Origin of the sequence: Nakamurella aerolata (genome assembly GCF_013002705.1) — a bacterium.
In the GTDB taxonomy this organism is placed as follows: domain Bacteria; phylum Actinomycetota; class Actinomycetes; order Mycobacteriales; family Nakamurellaceae; genus Nakamurella; species Nakamurella aerolata.
Genome location: NZ_JABEND010000004.1, coordinates 129951 through 148433, shown reverse-complemented (window position 1 = coordinate 148433; position 18483 = coordinate 129951). Strand labels below are relative to the sequence as shown.

Sequence of the window (18483 nt, the reverse complement as noted above, 5' to 3'; positions counted from 1 at the left end):
CCCACCGGCACTGGCGGCCGGCGGGACTCAACCCGGTGCACCGCGAGGTGGGGGCGACCGGGAGCCGGCCTCAGCCCACGTGATCGACCGGCCGGTCGGCCGGTGCGCTCCCCCAGCCGGTGTTGGGTGTCGGGCCGAGGGTGAGGCTGACGGTGCCGCCCCGCTGCACCATCGACTCATCCAGCCACGACCTTGTGGTGCCGGCGCCGTTCACGGTGGCGGACTGGATGTACTGGTTGTCCGCCGAGGTGTTCGGCGCGTCGATCTGGATGCGCTGCCCTGACGGCCGCGCGATCACGGCTTTCGGGAACAGCGGCGCTGCCAGCAACAGGTCGGCCCTTGCCGGGTTCTGCGGGTAGATGCCGAGGGCCGCGAAGACATACCAGGCGGACATGGTGCCGAGGTCGTCGTTGCCGGGCAGGCCGCCGGTGCCGGGGCCGTAGACCCCGCTGGCATAGGCGCGCACCGTCTGCTGGGTCTTCCACGGCATACCGATGGCGTTGTACATCCACGGGGTATGGATTCCCGGCTCGTTGGTGGGGTCGTACCTGGTGCCGCCGCGGGTGGCCCAGCTGCCGTCCGGGTTGCGGAAGAAATCGTCGAGGCGGGCGGCAGTGGCGGCGTCACCGCCGAGCAGCGTGGACAGCCCTGAGACGTCCTGCGGCACCATCAGGGTGTAGGTGGCGGCGCTGCCCTGGGCGAAGCCGGTCTGGGTGTTCGGATCGAACGGTGCCACCCAGCTGCCGTCGGCATTGCGGGCCTGCTGGTAGCCGGCGGCTGGAGTGGCTTTCGGGTTGAAGGTGTTCTTCCACCAGCTGGCCCGCGGCAGCAGGCGCGCGGCAACGTCGTTGCGGCCCAAGCGTTGTGCCCAGTCGGCGAGGGCATAGTCGGCGACCGAGTTCTCCAGCGTCTCGGCGGCGCCGCCCCAGCAGGCGCAGGCGTCGTTGGGGGCGTACAGCAGCCGCAGGTAGTCCTCCAGCGCGCCGCGCTGGGCGACGCACTGCCCCGGGCAGCCCGCGGTGTCGCGGTTCTGCGCGTTGGGCACCGTCGCCTGCCGTACCAGCGAGTCGAAGGCAGCTGTGACGTCGAACCCGCGCGCGCCGAAGGCGTACATGCCGGCAAGGGTCGGCGCGGACGGATCGCCGGTCATCACATGGGTGGCCGCGTTGGCCAGCACCCAGCGGTCCCAGATTCCGCCGGACTGGGCGGCGAGATTGCTCAGCGATTGGGCGAAATCGCTTGCCACCGAAGGATTCAGCAGCGCCAGCAGCTGCGTCTGCGCCCGGTACTGGTCCCACCCGGAGAAGTTAGAGTACTGCTCGCGCTGATACCTGCCGACCTGATGCACCTTCTTGTCGGCGCCGAGGTAGCTGCCGCTGGCGTCACTCATCAGGTTCGGTTGCTGGAACACGTGGTACAGCGCGGTGTAGAAGGTGGTCCGTTGCGCCTGGCTGCCGCCGCTGATCCGCACCGTCGACAACTGCCGCCGCCAGCTCGTGGCGGCGGTGGCGGCCACCGATGCCAGCGACCGCGACCGGGGAATCTCGGCGGTGAGGTTCTGCTCGGCGGCCGCCGCCGAGGTGTACGACAGCCCGATCCGCATGGTGACGGTGCGGTCGGCGGCCGCGGCCGAACCGGTGTCGAACCCGACCCAGCCGCCGGACCCGCGACCGGCCCGGTCGGCGCCGGTGGCGTAACCCTCGCCTCCGCTGGCCCTTGTTCCGCCGGGAGTCAGCGTGCCGTCCTTCCAGGTCCCGGTTTCGGTGATCGGCTTGTCCAGCCTTGCGGTGAAGTACAACCGGTAGTAGCTGACCCGGTTGTTGGTGCCGCCGTTGGCCCGGCGCCCGCAGAACGCACCGGTGAGCACCGACCCGCTGACGGTGCCGGTGGCCGCGTCGATGCTGATGTCGGCGTCTTCGCTGCCGTTGAACGAGTTCGACGTCCGGAACAGCAGGTTGGCCGGTTTGCCTTGCGGGAACTGGAAAGTCACCACCGCCGACCGCCGGGCCGCGGCCGCGTCGGTGCGCACTCCGTTGTCCAGGTCGACGCGGTACCGACCTGGCGTCGCGCTCTCGTCGGCATGGTCGAAGCCGGCGGCGTAGACCGCGTCCTTGACGTCCGCCGACGGCGAGCTGGTGACGTCCCTGCTGATCGGCATGATCGGCAGATCACCCTGCGCACCGACCGAGCAGCCGGCGCCGTTGACGTGGGTGAGCGAGAAGCCGCGCAGCCGGGGAGTGTTGTAGTCGTACCCGTTGGCGGCCGGGGTCGACGTCTGATCGCCGTTGCTGCCGGTGGGGCTCCACGAGATCATGCCGAACGGCGTGGTCGCACCCGGATAGGTGTTGCCGAGGTTGGTGGTCCCGATCATCGGATCGACGTAGGGCAGCGGATCCGCCACCGGGCGCGCCACCGCGGCGGCCTGCGCCGGCACCGGCAGCATCGGCGCCAGCAGCGCGACCGCGGCGAGCACAGCGACGCGACGCGCCGGACGAGACCTGGTGTGGGACTTGGCAGTCCGTGACGCAGACAGCACGTTAAGGGCTCCTTGCTGGTATCCGCTGGGGGCGGTGCGGGTGAGCGTGCCTGACAACGTTGGCACGGTGAGTGTGGGCGCTACCCGCCGGTACCGCAACGCCCGGCCCCAACTGTTCGGCCCGCGGTCAGCCTGCGTTCTTGTGACTCACCGGCCAACGGGCCGGCTGCAGAGCCGCCGCCGTCCACGCCGCATCTGCGAAACCCCCTGCGCGCCGGGTTATTTCGGGCATTTGGGATGAGTGACGCTGGGCGGCACCGCGGTTCGTGAAGTGTCATCGATGCTCTAATCTCTGCGCTCATGACGGCCCTGGTTTACCTGCTGATCGGCGTCGCGCTGCTGGCGGCGGTGGTGCTTCCGCAGGCGATTGCCCGGCTGCCGCTGTCGACGCCGATGGTGTTGCTGGGGCTGGGCGTCGGCATCGGCCTCGTGACGCCGGACCAGCTGCAGTGGATCGACCCGCGCACCGAAACCGCACTGATCGAGCACGTCGCCGAGGTCACGGTGTTGGTGTCGCTGATGGGGGTGGGCCTGGCCCTGGATCGCCCATTTTCCTGGCGGGATCGCGGCAGCTGGCGGCGCTGGACGGCGACCTGGAAGCTGCTGCTGATCGCCATGCCGCTGTGCATCGCGGCGGTGTTCGGGCTCGGGTGGGGTCTGCTCGGGCTGACACCGGCGGCCGCGCTGCTGCTGGGCGCCGCGTTGTCGCCCACCGACCCGGTGCTGGCCTCCGACGTGCAGGTGGAGGGACCGAGCACCACCGGCGACGGTACCGAAACGCCCACCGCACAGGGTGATCCGGCCGGCCAGGACGACGGCGACGATATCGACGAGAAGGACGAGGTGCGCTTCGCCCTCACCTCAGAGGCCGGGTTGAACGACAGCCTGGCCTTCCCGTTCGTGCATGCCGCGGTGATGCTCGCGGTGGCGGGCTCGGCCGGCGGGTGGATCTTCCGCTGGCTGGGCTGGGAGCTGATCGGCAAGGTCGCGCTCGGTCTGCTGGTGGGCGTCGCGGTCGGAGCGTTGCTCGGCCGGGTGGCCTTCCGGGCCAGACCGCGCCCGCTGCGGGTGGCCGAGTACGGCGATCCGCTGCTGGCCATCGCCGCGCTGGCGCTGAGCTACGGTGCGGCCGAGATCATCGGCGGCTACGGCTTTCTCGCCGTGTTCTGCGCTGCGGTCACCATGCGCTCGCTGGAGCGCGGCGACCAGTACCAGGCCCAGATGCACGGCGTCATCGAGCGGCTGGAGCGTTTGCTGACGCTGGCCATGCTGCTGATCATCGGGTTCGCGACCGCGCGTGGGCTGTTGGCGGCACTGGACTGGCGGGGCGTTGTGGTGGCGCTCGCCTTGGTGCTGGTGATCCGGCCGGCGGCCGGCCTGCTGGCACTTGCCGTCGGTCGGCCACCCAGGGCGGACCGGGACCGACTACCGGATCAGTTGCGCCGCAAGGTGATCCGGCAGGAGCGGGCCGCCGTCGCGTTTTTCGGGGTGCGCGGGATCGGCTCCATCTTCTACCTGGCCTGGGCCCTGGAGGAACACGAGTTCACCGACCCGAACTGGCTCTGGTCGACGGTCACCTTCACCATCATCGTGTCGGTGGTGCTGCACGGGGTGTTGGCGACGCCGGTGATGGACCGGTTGGAGCGGCTGCGCGACCGCGGCGGCCACGCCTGCCGGGGCGGTCGGCTGGCCTGACGCCTCGCCGCCCGGCGCCGAACCGGCCGGGCGCAACCGCACCCGCGCGTCAGGCGGTGGCCCGCAGCTTGGGCAGCACCGCGGCCCCGTAGAGCTCGATGGCGCGTTGTTGATCGGTGCCGGGAAAATGGAACACCAGGTGGTTGAAGCCGAGATCGCGATAGGTCTGGATCCGGCGGACGTGCTCGTCCGGGTCGGCGGAAACGATCCAGCGGGACGCGGTGCGTTCGGCCGGTAGCGCGTCAGCCAGCCGCTGCATCTCGATCGGATCGTCGACGTGGGTCTTCTCGTCGGGCGACAGCGCCAGCGCCGCCCAATGTTTGGTGTCCTGCAACGCCTTTTCCGGGTCGTGGTCGAAGGAAACCTTCATCTCGATCATCAGGTCGAGGTCGCTGAGCGATCGGCCGGCCTTCTCCGCACCCTCGGCGAGCGCCGGGATCAGCGTGTCCGCATACAGTTCCGGCGCCTTGCCCGAGGTGGTGATGAACCCGTCGGCGACCCGACCCGCCAGCCGGGTCGCCGCCGGACCGGACGCGCCGACGTACAGCGGCACAGGCTGCTCGGGCTTGTCGTAGATGGTCGCCTTGTCGGTGGAGTAGTAGGTGCCTTCGTAGCTGACCCGGTCTTCGCTCCACAGCTTTCGGATGACGGTGATGGCCTCCTTCAGCCGGGCGAATCGCTCCTTGCCGTCCGGCCAGTGCAACCCGAGCGGCACCTCGTTCATCGATTCGCCGGAGCCGACGCCAAGAATCATGCGGCCGGGATACATCACCCCGAGGGTGGCGAAGGCCTGGGCCACCACCGCGGGCTGGTACCGGAAGGTCGGCGTCAGCACACTGGTGCCGAGCAGCACCTTGCTGGTGCGTGCGCCGACCGCGCCGAGCCACGGCAGTGCCGACGGGGCGTGCCCGCCGTCGTGCCGCCAGGGCTGGAAGTGATCGCTGACGAACACCGAGTCGAAGCCGTTGCCCTCGGCAGCGATGGCAAAGTCCGTCAGCTCGTTGGGGCCGAACTGTTCGGCGGATGCCTTGTATCCCAGCCGGAGTGGATGCCTGCGGTTTTGCTCGGGCACGGTCGCCTCATTTCTCGCGGTTCATCGTCGCGGTACTGCCTACCGCAGTAGCGACGCGTTCGCCGTCAACCGTATTCCCTGCCGGCCGCGACCCGGCGCAGCGGATCAGGGCCGCTGCCGCGCACCCGTGGTACCTGCCACGCATGACGCCTGCAGGTCGCTCCGCGAGTCACACCTCGTCGAGCCGCCACTGGGTGCTGGTCCCGGACAGCTGCTCCTGGGTCACCGGCGAGCCGTCCGCGGTACCGAGGGCGGCGACGTACAGTCCGCTCTCCCTGTTCCGGATGGTGTAGGTGAAGTCGCCGCCGCGGGTGAGCTCCCATTGTTGGTTGGCGCCACCGGTGTCGTCCCACTGCCCGAGGCGATTGCCCGGCTGCATCGAGTGGTTGAAGTTGTCGAGGGCCAGCCCGGAATGCCGATTGATCAACGAGACGTAGCCGGTGCCGTTGGGGACGGCGTCCCACTGTTGAGCGGCTGCCCCGGATTCAGTCGCCAGTTCCGCGTAGGCCCCGGCGGTGGCGCTGTCACCGGCGATACCCAGCACCTTCCCGCTGGCCACGTGCTTGACGGCGTAGGTGGTGCCGCCCTGACTCGGGGGCTGCACGTCGCCCAAGGCCGCGACGAACCCGATGGCGGCGGCCTCCGTCTGGTGCAGGTCGACCACGTCGATCACGTTGCGGCCCTTGACCAAGAAGCCAACGGGGCAGAACAACGCCAGCTGCGGGCCGATCTTCCAGTACCGACCGAGGTTGTGGCCATTGACGAACACCAAACCCTTTGTCCAACCGGACATGTCAAGGTAGGTGTCGCCCAGCTCGTCCAGCGTCAGCTCGGCCCGGAACACCTGCCCAGGACGCGCGGCGTCACTCACCTTGGGCTGCAGGGCTTTCCACCAGCGTTCGTCCAGTGGCAGCGGATAGGTGCTCCACTCGGAGAGTTCGGCGGCCGCCTCCCCGTCGGGAGCGAACCGCACCGACGAGGTGATGCCCTTGCGGTCGATGGCGTGCCCGTAGTTGACCCGGCCCATGCCTTCAACCAGCACGTCGAGCCGAGCACCGGCCGCGTGCGTCGTCAACGGCAGCGGCCCGTTGCCGTTGACCAGCCGCAGCGGCTGCGCGACGGCGGCTCCGAGCGGGACCCGGGTGTAACCGCCCTGGTAGCTGGCGTCGACAAAGACGGTGGCGTAATCGTGCACCGCGTCGACGGTCAGCTCCCCCGCCGCTGAACCGGGCAGCGTGCTGCGGTACAGCACCAGACCGAAGTCCTGGCCGTGCATCTCCATCGGCTGCGGCCGGGCCGCGCCGGTGCGCACCGGTCGCGGCAGGTTGTCCCACAGTGACGCGTACCTGTTGGGGGTCACGGGCTCCGGGGTGATCACCGGCGGGGCGGCCGGCACGGCCGGCAGCGTGGTGCCCAGCGCTGACGCGATGATCTGGCGGTACGTCGGATAGAGCTCGGTGGCAACACCCTGCTCGCTGACCGGCGATCCGTAGTCGTAGCTGGTGATGTCCGGCTGATAGCCGGATCCGTCGTTGGCGGCGTTGGCGCCGGACCAGTAGCCGAAGCTGGTGCCGCCGTGGAACATGTAGAGGTTGAACGACAGACCCCGCGCCATCAGTCCGGTGAGCTGGCTGGTGACCGTGCCCGAGGCGAAAGTGCGGTGGCCCCAATGGGTCAGCCAGCCGGAGTACAGCTCGCCCGACATGGCGGGCACGTCCGGGAACTGGCGGCGGCAGTTCGCGATGGTGTTGGCGTCCCCGCCGGACAGCGCGATCGCCCCGCCCGGAATGTTGGTGCGGTTGGCCTGCAGCTGACCAAGTCCGTCTTCGGTGTAGAACGGGACGTTGATGCCGTTGCCGGCCCATACCCGCTGAATCTCCTGCAGATAGCGCTGATCCCCGGCGAACGAGCCGTACTCGTTCTCCACCTGGCACATCAGGATCGGGCCGCCGTTGGTGATCAACAGCGGTCGCACCTGCTCGGCCAGCGCGGTGGCGTAGCGCCGGAATGCCGTCATGTGACGCGGGTACTCGGCGGTGCGCACCCTGATCTTGGCGTTCACGTCAGCCAGCACCCGCGCCGGGATGCCGCCGAGGTCCCACTCGGCGCAGACATAGGGACCGGGGCGCAGCAGCACCCACATGCCCTCGTCCTGGGCGATCCTGATGAACTCCGCGATGTTGCGGCGTTCGGTGCTGAAGTCGAACGTGCCGGGCGCTACCTCGTGGTAGTTCCAGAAGTCGTACAGCCCGATGGTGTTCAGCCCCAGCGCCTTCGCCATCTGGATACGGTGCCGCCAGTGCTCCACCGGGACGCGAGCGGAGTGGATCTCGCCGCTGCGAATCTGGAACGGTTTGCCGTCCAACAGGAAGGCACTGCCGTCCGCGGCGAACCCGAAGGTGTGTGTCGCGCCGGCCGCAAGGGCCGGCGCGCCGACCGCGGTGTTCAGGGCGAGCGCGGCCGCCGGGCTGAGCGTTGCGACCTTCAGAAAACTGCGGCGATCCATCTGGCACACCCACTCTCTGCGCCGACCTCGTCGTCGGCGCCTGCGAACAACGTCGATACCCACTCGATGCGCCCAGTTGATGATCCCGGCCGGTGCAGTTGGTCGTTCCGGTGCGGCCGGTGGTCATGGTGCTGGGTCAGTGCATGCAACCACTACTGCGCAATCCTGCGCGCATCCACACATGTTCGCGCAGCATGCCGCAGCGGTCAACCGGTTCCGTTCCACCACTCCGGGGTCAACCCCGCTCGGCCGCGCGCCGCAGCACGTCGAGCTGCCGGTCCCAGCCACGGACCTTGGCGTCCAGCCAGGCCGCTGCATCCCGGACCGGTCCGGGGTTGACGTGATAGCGCACCTGTCGACCGTCTCGTTCGGTCCGCAGCACCCCGGCCTGCTCCAGCAACGTCAAGTGTTTGCTGATCCCCTGCCTGGTGAGGCGCATGCTGGCGGCGAGTTCGGTTGCGGTGGCGGGATTCTCGGCGAGCTGGTCGACGATGGCGCGCCGATTGGCGTCGGCAAGACAGCCGAACACCGCCCCCGGCTGCGCTGCGCCGCTCACCGGGTCGGGGCCGCTTCCAGGTGACGCCGCGCCGCGGAGAGCTCTTCGTCCCAGCCCTTCTCGTTGGCCCGGTAGTCACTGCGCACCCGGTCGCTCGCCGGCGCCGCGGCCCAACCGCTTTCGACCACCCGGACGGTGACTTCCCCGTCGGCACCGTCGCTGGACATGAAGAACTCCACCAGGGTCTGCGCGGGCGGATCGGATTCGTCCTGGGCGCCGTCGGGTCCGGAGATCCACCGATAGCTCACATATTCGTTCTCGCGGCGGTCGACCTGTTCGATGCGGAAGGTTCCGTACTCAGTGTCGGTGACGCTGGCGACCCCGCGCTCGACGACGATCTGGTGGTCGCGAATGGCGCCATCGTTGATCCACCAGCCGGGCCGGATCAACAATGCCCACACCCGTTCCGCCGGTGCAGCAATGCTGATCGACCGTTCGATGCTGTCCGGCAGCGAATGCTGTGCCGATGCGGGTCCGCCGGTGACCCCGGCAGGTCCCGCACTTCCTGCGCTTCCCGCACTCCCGGCACTGTCGGTGCTCCCCGCACTGTCGGGGCTTCCGGTGCTGTCAGTAGCCATGCTGGTGTCCTTCCGTGACCCACTCGAATGGTGCGCAACCGATTGGTTGCGTCATGGACGGTAACCTGCCGCGCGGCTCAACGCAACCTTTTGGTTGTGCCTACGGGTCAGTTGCCCAAAATCTGCCGAGCGAGCCGGTCCCCTAGCAGTGGGCCCATCGTCAGGCCGGCTGCCCCGAAACCGGTGCAGACAAACACGTTCGGTGGCAGTCCCGGCAGGCTGCCGAGCACCGGAAGGTCGGTGGTGGGGAGCGGCCGGAGGCCGACCCGAATCTCGCCGACGGTCGCCTCGGCCAGCCCCGGCGCGACGGCGATGGCCTTGTCCAGGACCGACCGGATACCGCCCGCGGTGATCCTGGCGTCAAGGCCCGTCCCGCTCTCACGGGTGGCGCCGACGGCGACCCTGCCGTGGTCGAAGGCCACCAGATAGTGATCGCCCGGCGGCACAACGCTCGGCCAGCCGCTGGTGTCGGCGTCGACGTGCACATGCACAATCTGGCCGCGCTGCGGCTGCACCGGCACCGATACCTGTTGCCGGGCAAGCAGTTGCGGGGTCCAGGCTCCGGCCGCGACGACAACGGCATCCGCCGGCAGCACGTGCTGGTCGACGCTCACCTGGGCACCGTCGAGCTCGCCCCGCCCGGTGACCACCGACCCGCCGAGTTGGCGGACCGCGGCGAGCAGGGCGTCCCTGAGCAGCCGCCCGTCGACGCGCGCCCCACCCGAGATCCAGACGGCAGCCAACCCATCGGCCAGTGGCGGGAAATGCTGCCTGGCCTCGGCCGGAGTCAGCATCCGCAGCTGCCCGGCGACGACGGAACCGGCCGATCGGCGCGCGACCCGCTCGGCAACAGCCGCCAACACCTCGGCGTCGGCATCGACGATCAGCGAACCGTTGCGGCGGTAGCCGATGTCGCCGGCACCGAGTCCGGTAAGTCTGGACAGTAGTTCCGGGTAGAACTCGGCGCCCTCGGCGTACCAGCGGGCGAACTCGCCTTCCCGTTCTGTGCTCCACGGCTGCACGATGCCGGCGCCGGCCGCGGTGGCCTGGCCTGGCAGCCCGGCGTCGACAACGGTGACCATCGCCCCGCGCCGGATCAGGCCGAAAGCCGTTGCGGCACCGGCAATACCGCCGCCGAGCACGACGATGCGCGGCTCAGTCGGCACGACGTGCCACCCCGGCCACCTGCGCTGGCACATCCGCCGACCGGATCGAGGTGACGATGCGCTCCACGTGCCCGCGTGGATCGCCGACGTTGTCGATCAGCAGTCGCGGCCCGGTGATCCGCTCCCAGCGCCGCTCGCTGACCACCAGCGGCGGTGCCGGCATCAGCGCCCACCTGGCCGGAGCGCGCCGGTGATCCGGTCGATGCGGCGGCGCCGATCGGCCCGGGCGGCCAGCGCGGCATCCATGTCGACCGGCTCGAATCGGGTGACGGTTCCCGGTGCGCTGCGGGCCAGCAGGTCCATGTCGGCACTGATCACGGTGGCCACCATGGCATATCCGCCCCCGGAGACGGCATCACGGTGCAACACAATGGGTTCGGTGCCGCCGGGAATCTGGATGGAGCCGACCGCGTAGCCGGCGTCAACGATGTTGGAGGGATCCGATCCCGCGCCGAACGGTTGCTCCCGCGGCTCCCATTCCACCCCTGGACCGCTGTACCGCAGACCGGTGCGATCGGCGACCGGGGTCAGCGTCCACTCCGATTCCAACAGCCGGCGCTTGCCCTCGGCCGTCAATCGATGGTCGTACAGGCCGACTACCACTCGCAGCGTCACCGGGCCCCCGAATCCGGGCCGATCGGCCGGGTCGACGCCGGCGCCGGCCGGCGGGACCGGCTCGGGGCTGTTGCCGACGGCAAGGACGTCGCCGCGTTCCAACCGGCGCCCCAGGTGGCCGCCGAGGCTGCCCAGCGCATAGGTCGACCGACTGCCGAGCACCACCGGCACGTCGATGCCGCCGGCCACCGCAAGGTAGTAGCGCACACCGCCTTTCGCCGCGCCGAAGGTGAGCTCGTCGCCGGCGGCGACGTCGATCGCTGTCCACGTGGGCAGCTCACCGCCCGGCCCGCGGATGGTGGTGGGGGCTCCGGCGACAGCGATCCGCGTCGGTTCGGTGAACCGCACCTTGGGCCCGGTGAGGGTGCACTCCAGGACGGCGGCGTCACTGTCGTTGCCCACCAAAGCGTTTGCCAGTTCCGCCGACTCGGCATCCATCGCCCCGCTGGTCGGGATGCCCAAGTGGTAGTAGCCCGGCCGGCCCCGGTCCTGCACCGTTGTTGCCGCCCCCGGCCGCACAATCTCAAGCGCCATCGAGCAGCTCCCTCAACTCGGCGTTGTAGCCCACCGGATCGGCCAGCGCCCTGCTCAGATCCAACGAGACCGCCCGCTGCCGGTACCGGTAGCTGCCGTCGGCCACCTCGGCCTGAATCCGCTGGTACTCATCAGTGTCCACCGGACGGAACCGCACCAGGTCGCCGGGCCGGAACAGGACCATGCCGTCGGCGAAGTCTGCGAGCCGTTGCTCAGGGTCGTAGATCGGGGCCGCGGCGATGCCGAACATCTGGTAGCCGCCGGCGCCACGCACCGAGTAGATGCACGCGAAACACCCGCCGTGGCCGACGGTCAGCGCCGGGGTGTCGGTGCGCGGGCTCAGGTACTTGGGCACCTCCAGCTGGTGCTGCTGGTCGGTGAGCTGGAACATGAACGGCAGTCCCGCGACAAAACCGACCATCGACACCAACCAGGCCGATCCGTGGTGCCGCTCGATGAAGGCTGCCTTGTCCGGCAGGTTGTTGACGGCTGCTGCGTAGTCGAGATCGGTGCCCTCCGGCGCCTGATGGTTGGCGCGAAAGCGCCCGGCCACTTCCGCGGTGATCGGATCGTCGTAGGCGACCGGCACCTCGATGATCCTCGTCTGCAGCGGCTCGTCGCCGGCGCCCTTCACCGATTCCTCCACCTGCTGGACGCGGTCGGTAAGTGCTTGCGGAGCAATCACATCGGGATCGAACCGCAGCAGCAGGGAGGCGTTGGCGGGGCAAATGTCGGTGATGCCGTCCGGCCGGTCGGCCTGCAGTGCTCGCGCCATCGACATCACCCTGACGTTGGCCGCCAGGCTCATCGCCTCCGCCACCTCGACGAGGAGGAACTCGTCGCCGCCGAAGCTGTACCTGGCGGACTCCGGCAGCGGGGGTACCGCTGTTGTCGTCATGATGTGCCTTCCTCCGGCCCCAGCACCGCCGGCCCCGGCACCGCCGATTCGCTGTCCATCACCGCCCGCACCGCCTCGGCCACCGGTACCGCGTTCGGGCCGTCGGAGTGCACGCACACGCTGCTGAACTGCACCTCGATCGAAGAGCCGTCGGCGGCATCGATCCGGCCGGTCCGAAGGGCCTGCCGCACCCGCTCTGCTGCCGCAGCCGGGTCGACCGGGTGAGCCTTGCGCTCGATGATCAGCGAGCCGTCCGCCCGGTAGTTCAGATCGACGTACAGCTCCCCGACAAACGGCACATCCGCTGCGGCACAGACGGTTTCGTGCGCGGTGCCGACCATCCCGTAGAACGGAACACCGTACCGGCCGGCGACCCGAGCGGCGGCCAGCATCAGCTCGGGGTCACGGGCGAGCATGCCGTACAGCGATCCGTGCGGTTTGAGGTGATTGAGCCGAACACCGTGGGCGGTAAGAAATCCGACAAGCGCACCCACCTGATAGGTGAGCAGTTGGTCCACTTCGTCCTTGGTCAGTTTCAGCTCTCTGCGCCCGAAACCCGCCAGGTCGGGCAGCCCGGGGTGGGCGCCGATCCTGACGCCGTGCTCGGCCGCGGCGGCCACGGTCTCGGCCATCACCGCAGGGTCGCCGGCATGAAAACCGCAGGCGACGTTGGCAACATCAACCAACTCGAGCAGGGCGGCATCGTTGCCGAACCGATGCAGACCAACGCCCTCACCAAGATCCGAGTTGATGGTGATGCCCTGGTCGCGTGCCGCCGCCATGGGCGCACCCTACCGGCCATTGACGCAACGCGGCAGCGCTGCTAATACTTAACCTCGTGGTTAAGCAACGAGACCGGGCCAGGTTGGACGCGGTGGCCAGCGCCGTCGCGTCCGCGCCGCGCCGCGATCTGTTGGACGCCTTGGCGTCGGGGCCACGCAGCATGTCGGACCTGGCCGAGCAGTTCGGCATGACGCTGCCGGCGCTGGACAAGCACGTCCGGGTGCTGAGCAACGCCGGATTGCTGCGCAAGAGCAAGACCGGGCGGGTCACCAGGCTGGAATTGGTGCCCGGCAGCTTGCAGCCGCTGAGCGACTGGGCGATGACCAACCGGCTGTTCTGGAGCAATCACCTCGATCGACTGGCCGGGCTGTTCGAGCCGGCCGCCACACCCTCTGAACCAGAACCCGAACCAGAACCGGAACCCGAACCCGAACCCGAGAACCCCGAGGAGAACCGATGAGCACCATCACCATCAGCCGCACCGTAGCTGCCCCACCCGAGCAGGTCTTCGATGCCTGGGTGCAACCGCAGCAGCTGGCTCGGTGGTGGTGGCCGCAGTGGCCGGACACCAGCTACCAACTCGACGTCACGGTCGGCGGCAACTACCGCATTCACAACGCCGCCAACGGGATCGGCGTTTTCGGCGAGTTCACCGTTGTCGATCGCCCCAACACCCTTGCGATGACGTGGATCTGGGCCGACGAGGAGCCACCGCGCAACGCTGCCGGCGAGAACGTCGTCGACGAGGTGACCGTCACCTTCACACCGGTCAGCGCCGGCACCGAGGTCACCGTTCGGCACACCTCGACCGAACACATCGCCGGCGGCGGCGCCGAGCAGGGCTGGAACGACGTGCTGGACCGGCTGCCGGCCTGGTTCGCCGGGCGCGGCTGACCGCAACCGCCCCCCGGCGCGGGACCGGGCGCGGGACACGTTGCGGTACCCAAGGTTCGGTGCGTCGCCGACGGCGCGGCCGGGGCATGTTCCAAGATCATCAGGGTGAGCGATGCGCAGGGTGGAATTGCCGGGAACGGGCCGCGGCGGGCGGTCGGACCGATCGGAGACCCGACCACGGCGGGCTGGTGGGACCGGTTGTGGGGGCCGTTCTGGGTGCTGCCGTCGCTGATCTGCGCCGGCGCGTTCGGACTGGCACTGCTGCTGCCGCTGGTCGACCGCAGCTGGCTGGGTGATGCCGATGTGTTGTTCAGCGGCAACGCCGAGTCGGCGCGGAGCCTGCTGGGAACCATTGCCACCGCGATGATCTCGGTGACCGGCCTGGTCTTCTCCATCACCATGGTGGTGATCCAGTTGGCCAGCAGCCAGTTCACCCCGCGACTGCTCGGCAGCTTCCTTGGCAACCGCATCGTGCAGGTCACGCTCGGCGTCTTCACCTCGTCGTTCGTCTTTGCGCTGGTGGTGATGCGCGAGGTGCGCGCCGGTGAGGACCCGTTCGTGCCGCAGCTGTCGGTCACCATGGCTTTCGTGCTGGTGATCGCCAGCGTCGCCATGTTCTTCGCGTTCATCCACCACATCACGCGGGCGATCCAGGTTGATCACGCCATCGACGCCATCGAGGCGAGCACCGCGTCGGAACTCCAACGCGGCTGGGACGACGCCGACCGGGCGCGGCCGCCGATCGACTGGGACCGGCCGGACAGCCCCGGTGAAAAGGTCACCATCGACGATCAGCACGGTGTGGTGCAGCGCATCGGATATCGACAACTGATCGACGCCGCCGAACGCGGCCGGGCCGTTGTCGAGCTCACCGTGCGTCCCGGCGAGGTGCACCACCGAGGGAACCCGGTCGCCGTGCTGCACCGCGCCGGGCGGGCCCCGGCGGGCAGCGCCGACGCCGATCAAGGAGCCGACGACCTCGCCGCCGCGGTGCGAGCGGCCATCGGCCTCGGCCAAACACGTTCGATACCACAGGATCCGGCGTTCGGCGTGCGGCAGCTGGTCGACATCGCCGACCGGGCGCTCTCGCCCGGCATCAACGATCCGACCACAGCGGTGCAGGTACTGGACGAGCTGAACCGGCTGCTGCGGATCTCCGCGGGCCGCCCCGATCCGTCCCGCTACCTGTTGGACGGTGCCGGCACGGTTCGGGTGGTCGACGATCCGGTGACCTTCGCCGAGCTGCTCGATCTCGCGCTGGACGAGATTGCTCACTACGGGGCGGACAGCGTGCAGATCCCCCCGCGGATCGACGCACTGCTGGCCGACCTCGACACCGTGGCAACGCCGGAGCAGCGCACCGTGGTGAGCGCCAAACGCGCTCAGCTCACGGCCAGTAGCTGACCCCGGCTGCCGCCGGTCAGGAGCGTTTCGGCGGCAGTGCCGTGACGACGGCCAGCGACCGATCGAGCCAGTCACTCAGGTTCTGCGCGCCGGCCTTGTCGTCGGACAGCTGGTCGACCGACACTTCGAGCCACCCACGCATCTCCCGGCTGCCCATGATCGCCGGCTCGGCGCCGCGGCCGAGCAGTTCCTCGCGCTCGTCGGGGGCGGCCCGCACCAGCATTCCGCCGCGTCCGAGTGCCACCGTCATGTGGCCGCGCACCATGAACGCCAACCCGCCGAACATCCGCTTGGTGTCGAAGGTTTCGCCGCGCTGCGCCAGTTGCTGGCGCACTCGCTCGGCCAGGTCCTCGTCGTAGGCCATGGAAACCCCCGTTTGCCGGTGGAGAGCTAGCTGGGTTGGTGGCGCATCGCGTGCCGCATGTCGTTGTTGAGCTGCGAGATCACGTCGAGCGGGATCTCCTTGGGGCAGGCGCCGGCGCACTCACCGATGTTGGTGCAGCCGCCGAAGCCCTCGTGGTCGTGCTGGTTGACCATCTTGACCACCCGGGACGCGCGTTCCGGCTGGCCCTGCGGCAGTTCGCCGAGGTGGGTCACCTTTGCGGCCATGAACAGCATGCCGGAGGCGTTTGGGCAGGCGGCAACGCAGGCGCCGCAGCCGATGCAGGTGGCGGCGTCGAAAGCCCTGTCCGCGTTGGGTTTCGGCACCGGCACCGAGTGCGCTTCCGGCGCCGCGCCGGTGTTGACGGTGATGTAGCCGCCGGCCTGGATGATGCGGTCGAACGCGCTCCGGTCCACCACCAGGTCTTTGAGCACCGGGAAAGCGTTGGCCCGCCAGGGTTCGATGACGATGGTGTCGCCGTCGGTGAACGAGCGCATGTGCAGCTGGCAGGTGGTGGTGACCTCGGGTCCGTGTGCCTGACCGGAGATCATCATCCCGCAGGCACCGCAGATGCCCTCGCGACAATCGGAGTCGAAGGCGACCGGGTCCTCGCCGCGGGCGATCAGGCCCTCGTTGAGCACGTCCAGCATCTCCAGGAACGACATGTCACCGGTGATGTCGTCGACCTGGTACATGGCGAACGATCCCTTGGTCTCGGCCGAGGGCTGCCGCCAGATCTTCAGGCTGAATCTCACTTGTAACTCCGTTGCTTGAGCTGAATGTTGTGGTAGTCCAGGTCTTCCTTGTGCAGGATCGGCGGTTCGTTGACGCCACCGCCCCACTGCCACGCGGCGACGTACAGGAACTGGTCGTCGTGCCGCAGCGCCTCACCCTCAGGGGTCTGCGACTCGGCACGGAAGTGCCCACCGCACGACTCCCGCCGGTGCAGCGCGTCGATGCACATCAACTCACCGAGCTCGAGGAAGTCGGCGACCCGGCCGGCCTTCTCCAGCGACTGGTTCAGTTCGTCGTTCTCGCCGAGCACCCGCACATTGCGCCAGAACTCGTCGCGCAGCGACCTAATCAACGAAATCGCCTTGGTCAGGCCCTCTTCGGTGCGTTCCATGCCGCAGTACTCCCACATGATGTGGCCGAGCTCGCGGTGGAAGGAGTCGACGCTGCGGTCGCCGTTGATGCTCAGCAGCTTCTCGATCCGGGCCCGCACCGCCTCGGCGGCCTCGGCCACCTCCGGGCGATCGGCGACGTCCTCGAACGGGCCGCTGGTGAGGTAGTTGCGAATGGTGTTGGGCAGCACGAAGTATCCGTCGGACAGCCCCTGCATCAGCGCCGAGGCACCGAGGCGGTTCGCGCCGTGGTCGGAGAAGTTGGCCTCGCCGATCACGTACATGCCAGGGATGGTGGACTGCAGGTCGTAATCGACCCAGAGGCCGCCCATGGTGTAGTGCACCGCAGGGTAGATCCGCATCGGAACCTGATACGGATCTTCGCCGGTGATCCGGGCGTACATGTCGAAGAGGTTGCCGTACTTGGCCTTCACCGCGTCAAGGCCGAGCCGGGCGATGGCGTCGGAGAAGTCGAGGTAGACACCGCGGCGGAAGTCGCCGACCTTCGGGCCGACGCCGCGGCCCTCGTCGCACATGTTCTTGGCCTGCCGGGACGCGATGTCGCGCGGCACCAGGTTGCCGAACGCCGGGTAGATCCGCTCGAGGTAGTAGTCGCGGTCGGCCTCGGGGATGTCCCGCGGATCTTTCTCCACGTCCTCGCGGCGCTTGGGCACCCAGATGCGGCCGTCGTTGCGCAGCGACTCGCTCATCAGGGTCAGCTTGGACTGGTGCTCGCCCGACACCGGGATGCAGGTGGGGTGGATCTGGGTGTAGCAGGGGTTGGCGAAGTAGGCGCCCTTGCGGTACGCCCGCCAGGAGGCGGTGACGTTGCAGCCCATGGCGTTGGTGGACAGGAAGAACACGTTGCCGTAGCCGCCGGAGGCCAGCACTACCGCGTCGGCAAGGTGGGTCTCGATCTCGCCGGTCACCATGTCGCGGGCGATGATGCCGCGAGCCTTGCCGTCCACCACGATCAGTTCAAGCATCTCGTGCCGGGTGAAAGTTTCCACCGTGCCGGCGGCGACCTGCCGCTCCAGTGCCTGGTAGGCGCCGATCAGCAGCTGCTGCCCGGTCTGCCCGCGGGCGTAGAAGGTTCGGGAGACCTGCACCCCACCGAACGATCGGTTGTCGAGCAGGCCGCCGTAGTCGCGGGCGAACGGAACACCTTGTGCCACACACTGATCGATGATGTTCGCGCTGACCTCGGCCAACCGGTACACGTTGCTCTCGCGGCTGCGGTAGTCGCCGCCCTTGACGGTGTCGTAGAACAGCCGGTAGACCGAGTCGCCGTCCTCTTTGTAGTTCTTGGCAGCGTTGATGCCGCCCTGCGCGGCGATCGAGTGGGCGCGGCGTGGAGAGTCCTGGTAGCAGAACGACTTCACCTGGTAGCCGGCCTCGCCAAGGGTGGCACCGGCGGACGCACCGGCCAGGCCGGTGCCGACGATGATCACCTTCAGTTTGCGGCGGTTGGCCGGGTTGACCAGGTCGGATTCGAACTGGGCGCGGTCCCACGCGGTGGCGATCGGGTCGCCGGGATAGGCGGTGTCGGCGATCGGTTCGCCCACCCGGTACAGCCCGTCGACAAGGCCGTCGGGGCCGGGTCGGTGCACCGGCGGACCGTCAGGACCGAAAGCGGCGTCGGCGGCCGGGGTGGCCGAGGCCGTCGCGGCACCGTCCTGCGCGCGCCCCGGTTCGGCAGCTGGTTGCTGGGGAGTGTCCGACATGTGCTGGTCCTGCCTG

General features: G+C 69.0%; 17 protein-coding genes. 4 read left to right on the top strand and 13 right to left on the bottom strand.

Annotation, left to right across the window (positions count from 1 at the left end):
• Positions 1-70: 70 nt before the first annotated feature.
• Entirely contained in the window at positions 71-2443 is a 2373-nt protein-coding gene (locus tag HKD39_RS09145; protein ID WP_171199713.1) for a GH92 family glycosyl hydrolase, read from the bottom strand.
• A 393-nt stretch (positions 2444-2836) separates the two neighbouring features.
• Between HKD39_RS09145 and HKD39_RS09140 the strand changes: the two genes are divergently transcribed.
• Positions 2837-4231, top strand: a complete 1395-nt coding sequence (locus HKD39_RS09140; protein WP_171199564.1) for a cation:proton antiporter domain-containing protein — start codon at positions 2837-2839, stop codon at positions 4229-4231.
• Positions 4232-4280: 49 nt separating this feature from the next.
• On the opposite strand, the gene fgd is transcribed toward HKD39_RS09140, so the two are convergent.
• The 9 genes from fgd to pxpA form a co-directional block, all read right to left on the bottom strand.
• A complete protein-coding gene (gene fgd / locus HKD39_RS09135) occupies positions 4281-5303 on the bottom strand; it encodes a glucose-6-phosphate dehydrogenase (coenzyme-F420) (RefSeq protein WP_171199563.1) in 1023 nt (340 codons plus the stop codon).
• 169 nt (positions 5304-5472) lie between these two features.
• Positions 5473-7809, bottom strand: coding sequence for a beta-galactosidase (locus HKD39_RS09130; RefSeq protein WP_171199562.1), 2337 nt, complete (start codon positions 7807-7809; stop codon positions 5473-5475).
• A gap of 235 nt (positions 7810-8044) precedes the next feature.
• Positions 8045-8365 (bottom strand): metalloregulator ArsR/SmtB family transcription factor, encoded by a 321-nt coding sequence (locus HKD39_RS09125; protein WP_171199561.1) that lies wholly within the window; start codon positions 8363-8365, stop codon positions 8045-8047.
• Positions 8362-8943, bottom strand: a complete 582-nt coding sequence (locus tag HKD39_RS09120; RefSeq protein ID WP_171199471.1) for an SRPBCC family protein — start codon at positions 8941-8943, stop codon at positions 8362-8364. The genes HKD39_RS09125 and HKD39_RS09120 overlap by 4 nt, the downstream gene beginning before the upstream one ends.
• A 107-nt stretch (positions 8944-9050) precedes the next feature.
• Positions 9051-10109 carry an NAD(P)/FAD-dependent oxidoreductase gene (locus HKD39_RS09115; protein WP_212754322.1) on the bottom strand — a complete coding sequence of 353 codons (1059 nt, stop codon included), beginning with the start codon at positions 10107-10109 and terminating at the stop codon, positions 9051-9053.
• Positions 10099-10272 carry a hypothetical protein gene (locus HKD39_RS09110; RefSeq protein ID WP_171199559.1) on the bottom strand — a complete coding sequence of 58 codons (174 nt, stop codon included), beginning with the start codon at positions 10270-10272 and terminating at the stop codon, positions 10099-10101. The genes HKD39_RS09115 and HKD39_RS09110 overlap by 11 nt, the downstream gene beginning before the upstream one ends.
• Positions 10272-11258, bottom strand: a complete 987-nt coding sequence (locus HKD39_RS09105) for a 5-oxoprolinase subunit C family protein (RefSeq protein WP_171199558.1) — start codon at positions 11256-11258, stop codon at positions 10272-10274. Before HKD39_RS09105 ends, HKD39_RS09110 begins: the two co-directional genes overlap by 1 nt.
• A complete protein-coding gene (locus tag HKD39_RS09100) occupies positions 11248-12156 on the bottom strand; it encodes a 5-oxoprolinase subunit B family protein (RefSeq protein WP_171199557.1) in 909 nt (302 codons plus the stop codon). The genes HKD39_RS09105 and HKD39_RS09100 overlap by 11 nt, the downstream gene beginning before the upstream one ends.
• Complete coding sequence (gene pxpA, locus HKD39_RS09095) at positions 12153-12938, bottom strand: 5-oxoprolinase subunit PxpA (RefSeq protein ID WP_171199556.1); 786 nt, start codon at positions 12936-12938, stop codon at positions 12153-12155. Before pxpA ends, HKD39_RS09100 begins: the two co-directional genes overlap by 4 nt.
• Positions 12939-12994: 56 nt before the next feature.
• Between pxpA and HKD39_RS09090 the strand changes: the two genes are divergently transcribed.
• The 3 genes from HKD39_RS09090 to HKD39_RS09080 all read left to right on the top strand — a co-directional run bounded on the left by HKD39_RS09090 (position 12995) and on the right by HKD39_RS09080 (position 15237).
• The gene (locus HKD39_RS09090) at positions 12995-13399 is read left to right on the top strand and encodes an ArsR family transcriptional regulator (RefSeq protein ID WP_171199555.1); all 405 of its coding nucleotides are present in this window, start codon (positions 12995-12997) and stop codon (positions 13397-13399) included.
• Positions 13396-13833, top strand: a complete 438-nt coding sequence (locus HKD39_RS09085) for an SRPBCC family protein (protein ID WP_171199554.1) — start codon at positions 13396-13398, stop codon at positions 13831-13833. The genes HKD39_RS09090 and HKD39_RS09085 overlap by 4 nt, the downstream gene beginning before the upstream one ends.
• Before the next feature lie 105 nt (positions 13834-13938).
• The gene (locus tag HKD39_RS09080; protein ID WP_171199553.1) at positions 13939-15237 is read left to right on the top strand and encodes a DUF2254 family protein; all 1299 of its coding nucleotides are present in this window, start codon (positions 13939-13941) and stop codon (positions 15235-15237) included.
• A 16-nt stretch (positions 15238-15253) separates the two neighbouring features.
• On the opposite strand, the gene HKD39_RS09075 is transcribed toward HKD39_RS09080, so the two are convergent.
• From HKD39_RS09075 to HKD39_RS09065, 3 genes are read right to left on the bottom strand one after another with little or no spacing between them, the layout of a single operon-like run.
• Positions 15254-15601, bottom strand: a complete 348-nt coding sequence (locus HKD39_RS09075) for a TfoX/Sxy family protein (protein ID WP_171199552.1) — start codon at positions 15599-15601, stop codon at positions 15254-15256.
• A gap of 26 nt (positions 15602-15627) precedes the next feature.
• Positions 15628-16374 (bottom strand): succinate dehydrogenase/fumarate reductase iron-sulfur subunit, encoded by a 747-nt coding sequence (locus HKD39_RS09070; RefSeq protein ID WP_171199551.1) that lies wholly within the window; start codon positions 16372-16374, stop codon positions 15628-15630.
• Positions 16371-18467 carry a fumarate reductase/succinate dehydrogenase flavoprotein subunit gene (locus HKD39_RS09065; RefSeq protein ID WP_171199550.1) on the bottom strand — a complete coding sequence of 699 codons (2097 nt, stop codon included), beginning with the start codon at positions 18465-18467 and terminating at the stop codon, positions 16371-16373. The genes HKD39_RS09070 and HKD39_RS09065 overlap by 4 nt, the downstream gene beginning before the upstream one ends.
• Positions 18468-18483: the final 16 nt, after the last annotated feature.

Coding starts and splice junctions, on each gene's coding strand:
- HKD39_RS09145 (WP_171199713.1), bottom strand. CDS start 2,443: ATGCTGCCGGTGCCGGCGCAGGCCGCCGCGGTGGCGCGCCCGGTGGCG.
- HKD39_RS09140 (WP_171199564.1), top strand. CDS start 2,837: ATGACGGCCCTGGTTTACCTGCTGATCGGCGTCGCGCTGCTGGCGGCG.
- HKD39_RS09130 (WP_171199562.1), bottom strand. CDS start 7,809: ATGGATCGCCGCAGTTTTCTGAAGGTCGCAACGCTCAGCCCGGCGGCC.
- HKD39_RS09120 (WP_171199471.1), bottom strand. CDS start 8,943: ATGGCTACTGACAGCACCGGAAGCCCCGACAGTGCGGGGAGCACCGAC.
- HKD39_RS09110 (WP_171199559.1), bottom strand. CDS start 10,272: ATGCCGGCACCGCCGCTGGTGGTCAGCGAGCGGCGCTGGGAGCGGATC.
- HKD39_RS09105 (WP_171199558.1), bottom strand. CDS start 11,258: ATGGCGCTTGAGATTGTGCGGCCGGGGGCGGCAACAACGGTGCAGGAC.
- HKD39_RS09100 (WP_171199557.1), bottom strand. CDS start 12,156: ATGACGACAACAGCGGTACCCCCGCTGCCGGAGTCCGCCAGGTACAGC.
- pxpA (WP_171199556.1), bottom strand. CDS start 12,938: ATGGCGGCGGCACGCGACCAGGGCATCACCATCAACTCGGATCTTGGT.
- HKD39_RS09085 (WP_171199554.1), top strand. CDS start 13,396: ATGAGCACCATCACCATCAGCCGCACCGTAGCTGCCCCACCCGAGCAG.
- HKD39_RS09075 (WP_171199552.1), bottom strand. CDS start 15,601: ATGGCCTACGACGAGGACCTGGCCGAGCGAGTGCGCCAGCAACTGGCG.
- HKD39_RS09065 (WP_171199550.1), bottom strand. CDS start 18,467: ATGTCGGACACTCCCCAGCAACCAGCTGCCGAACCGGGGCGCGCGCAG.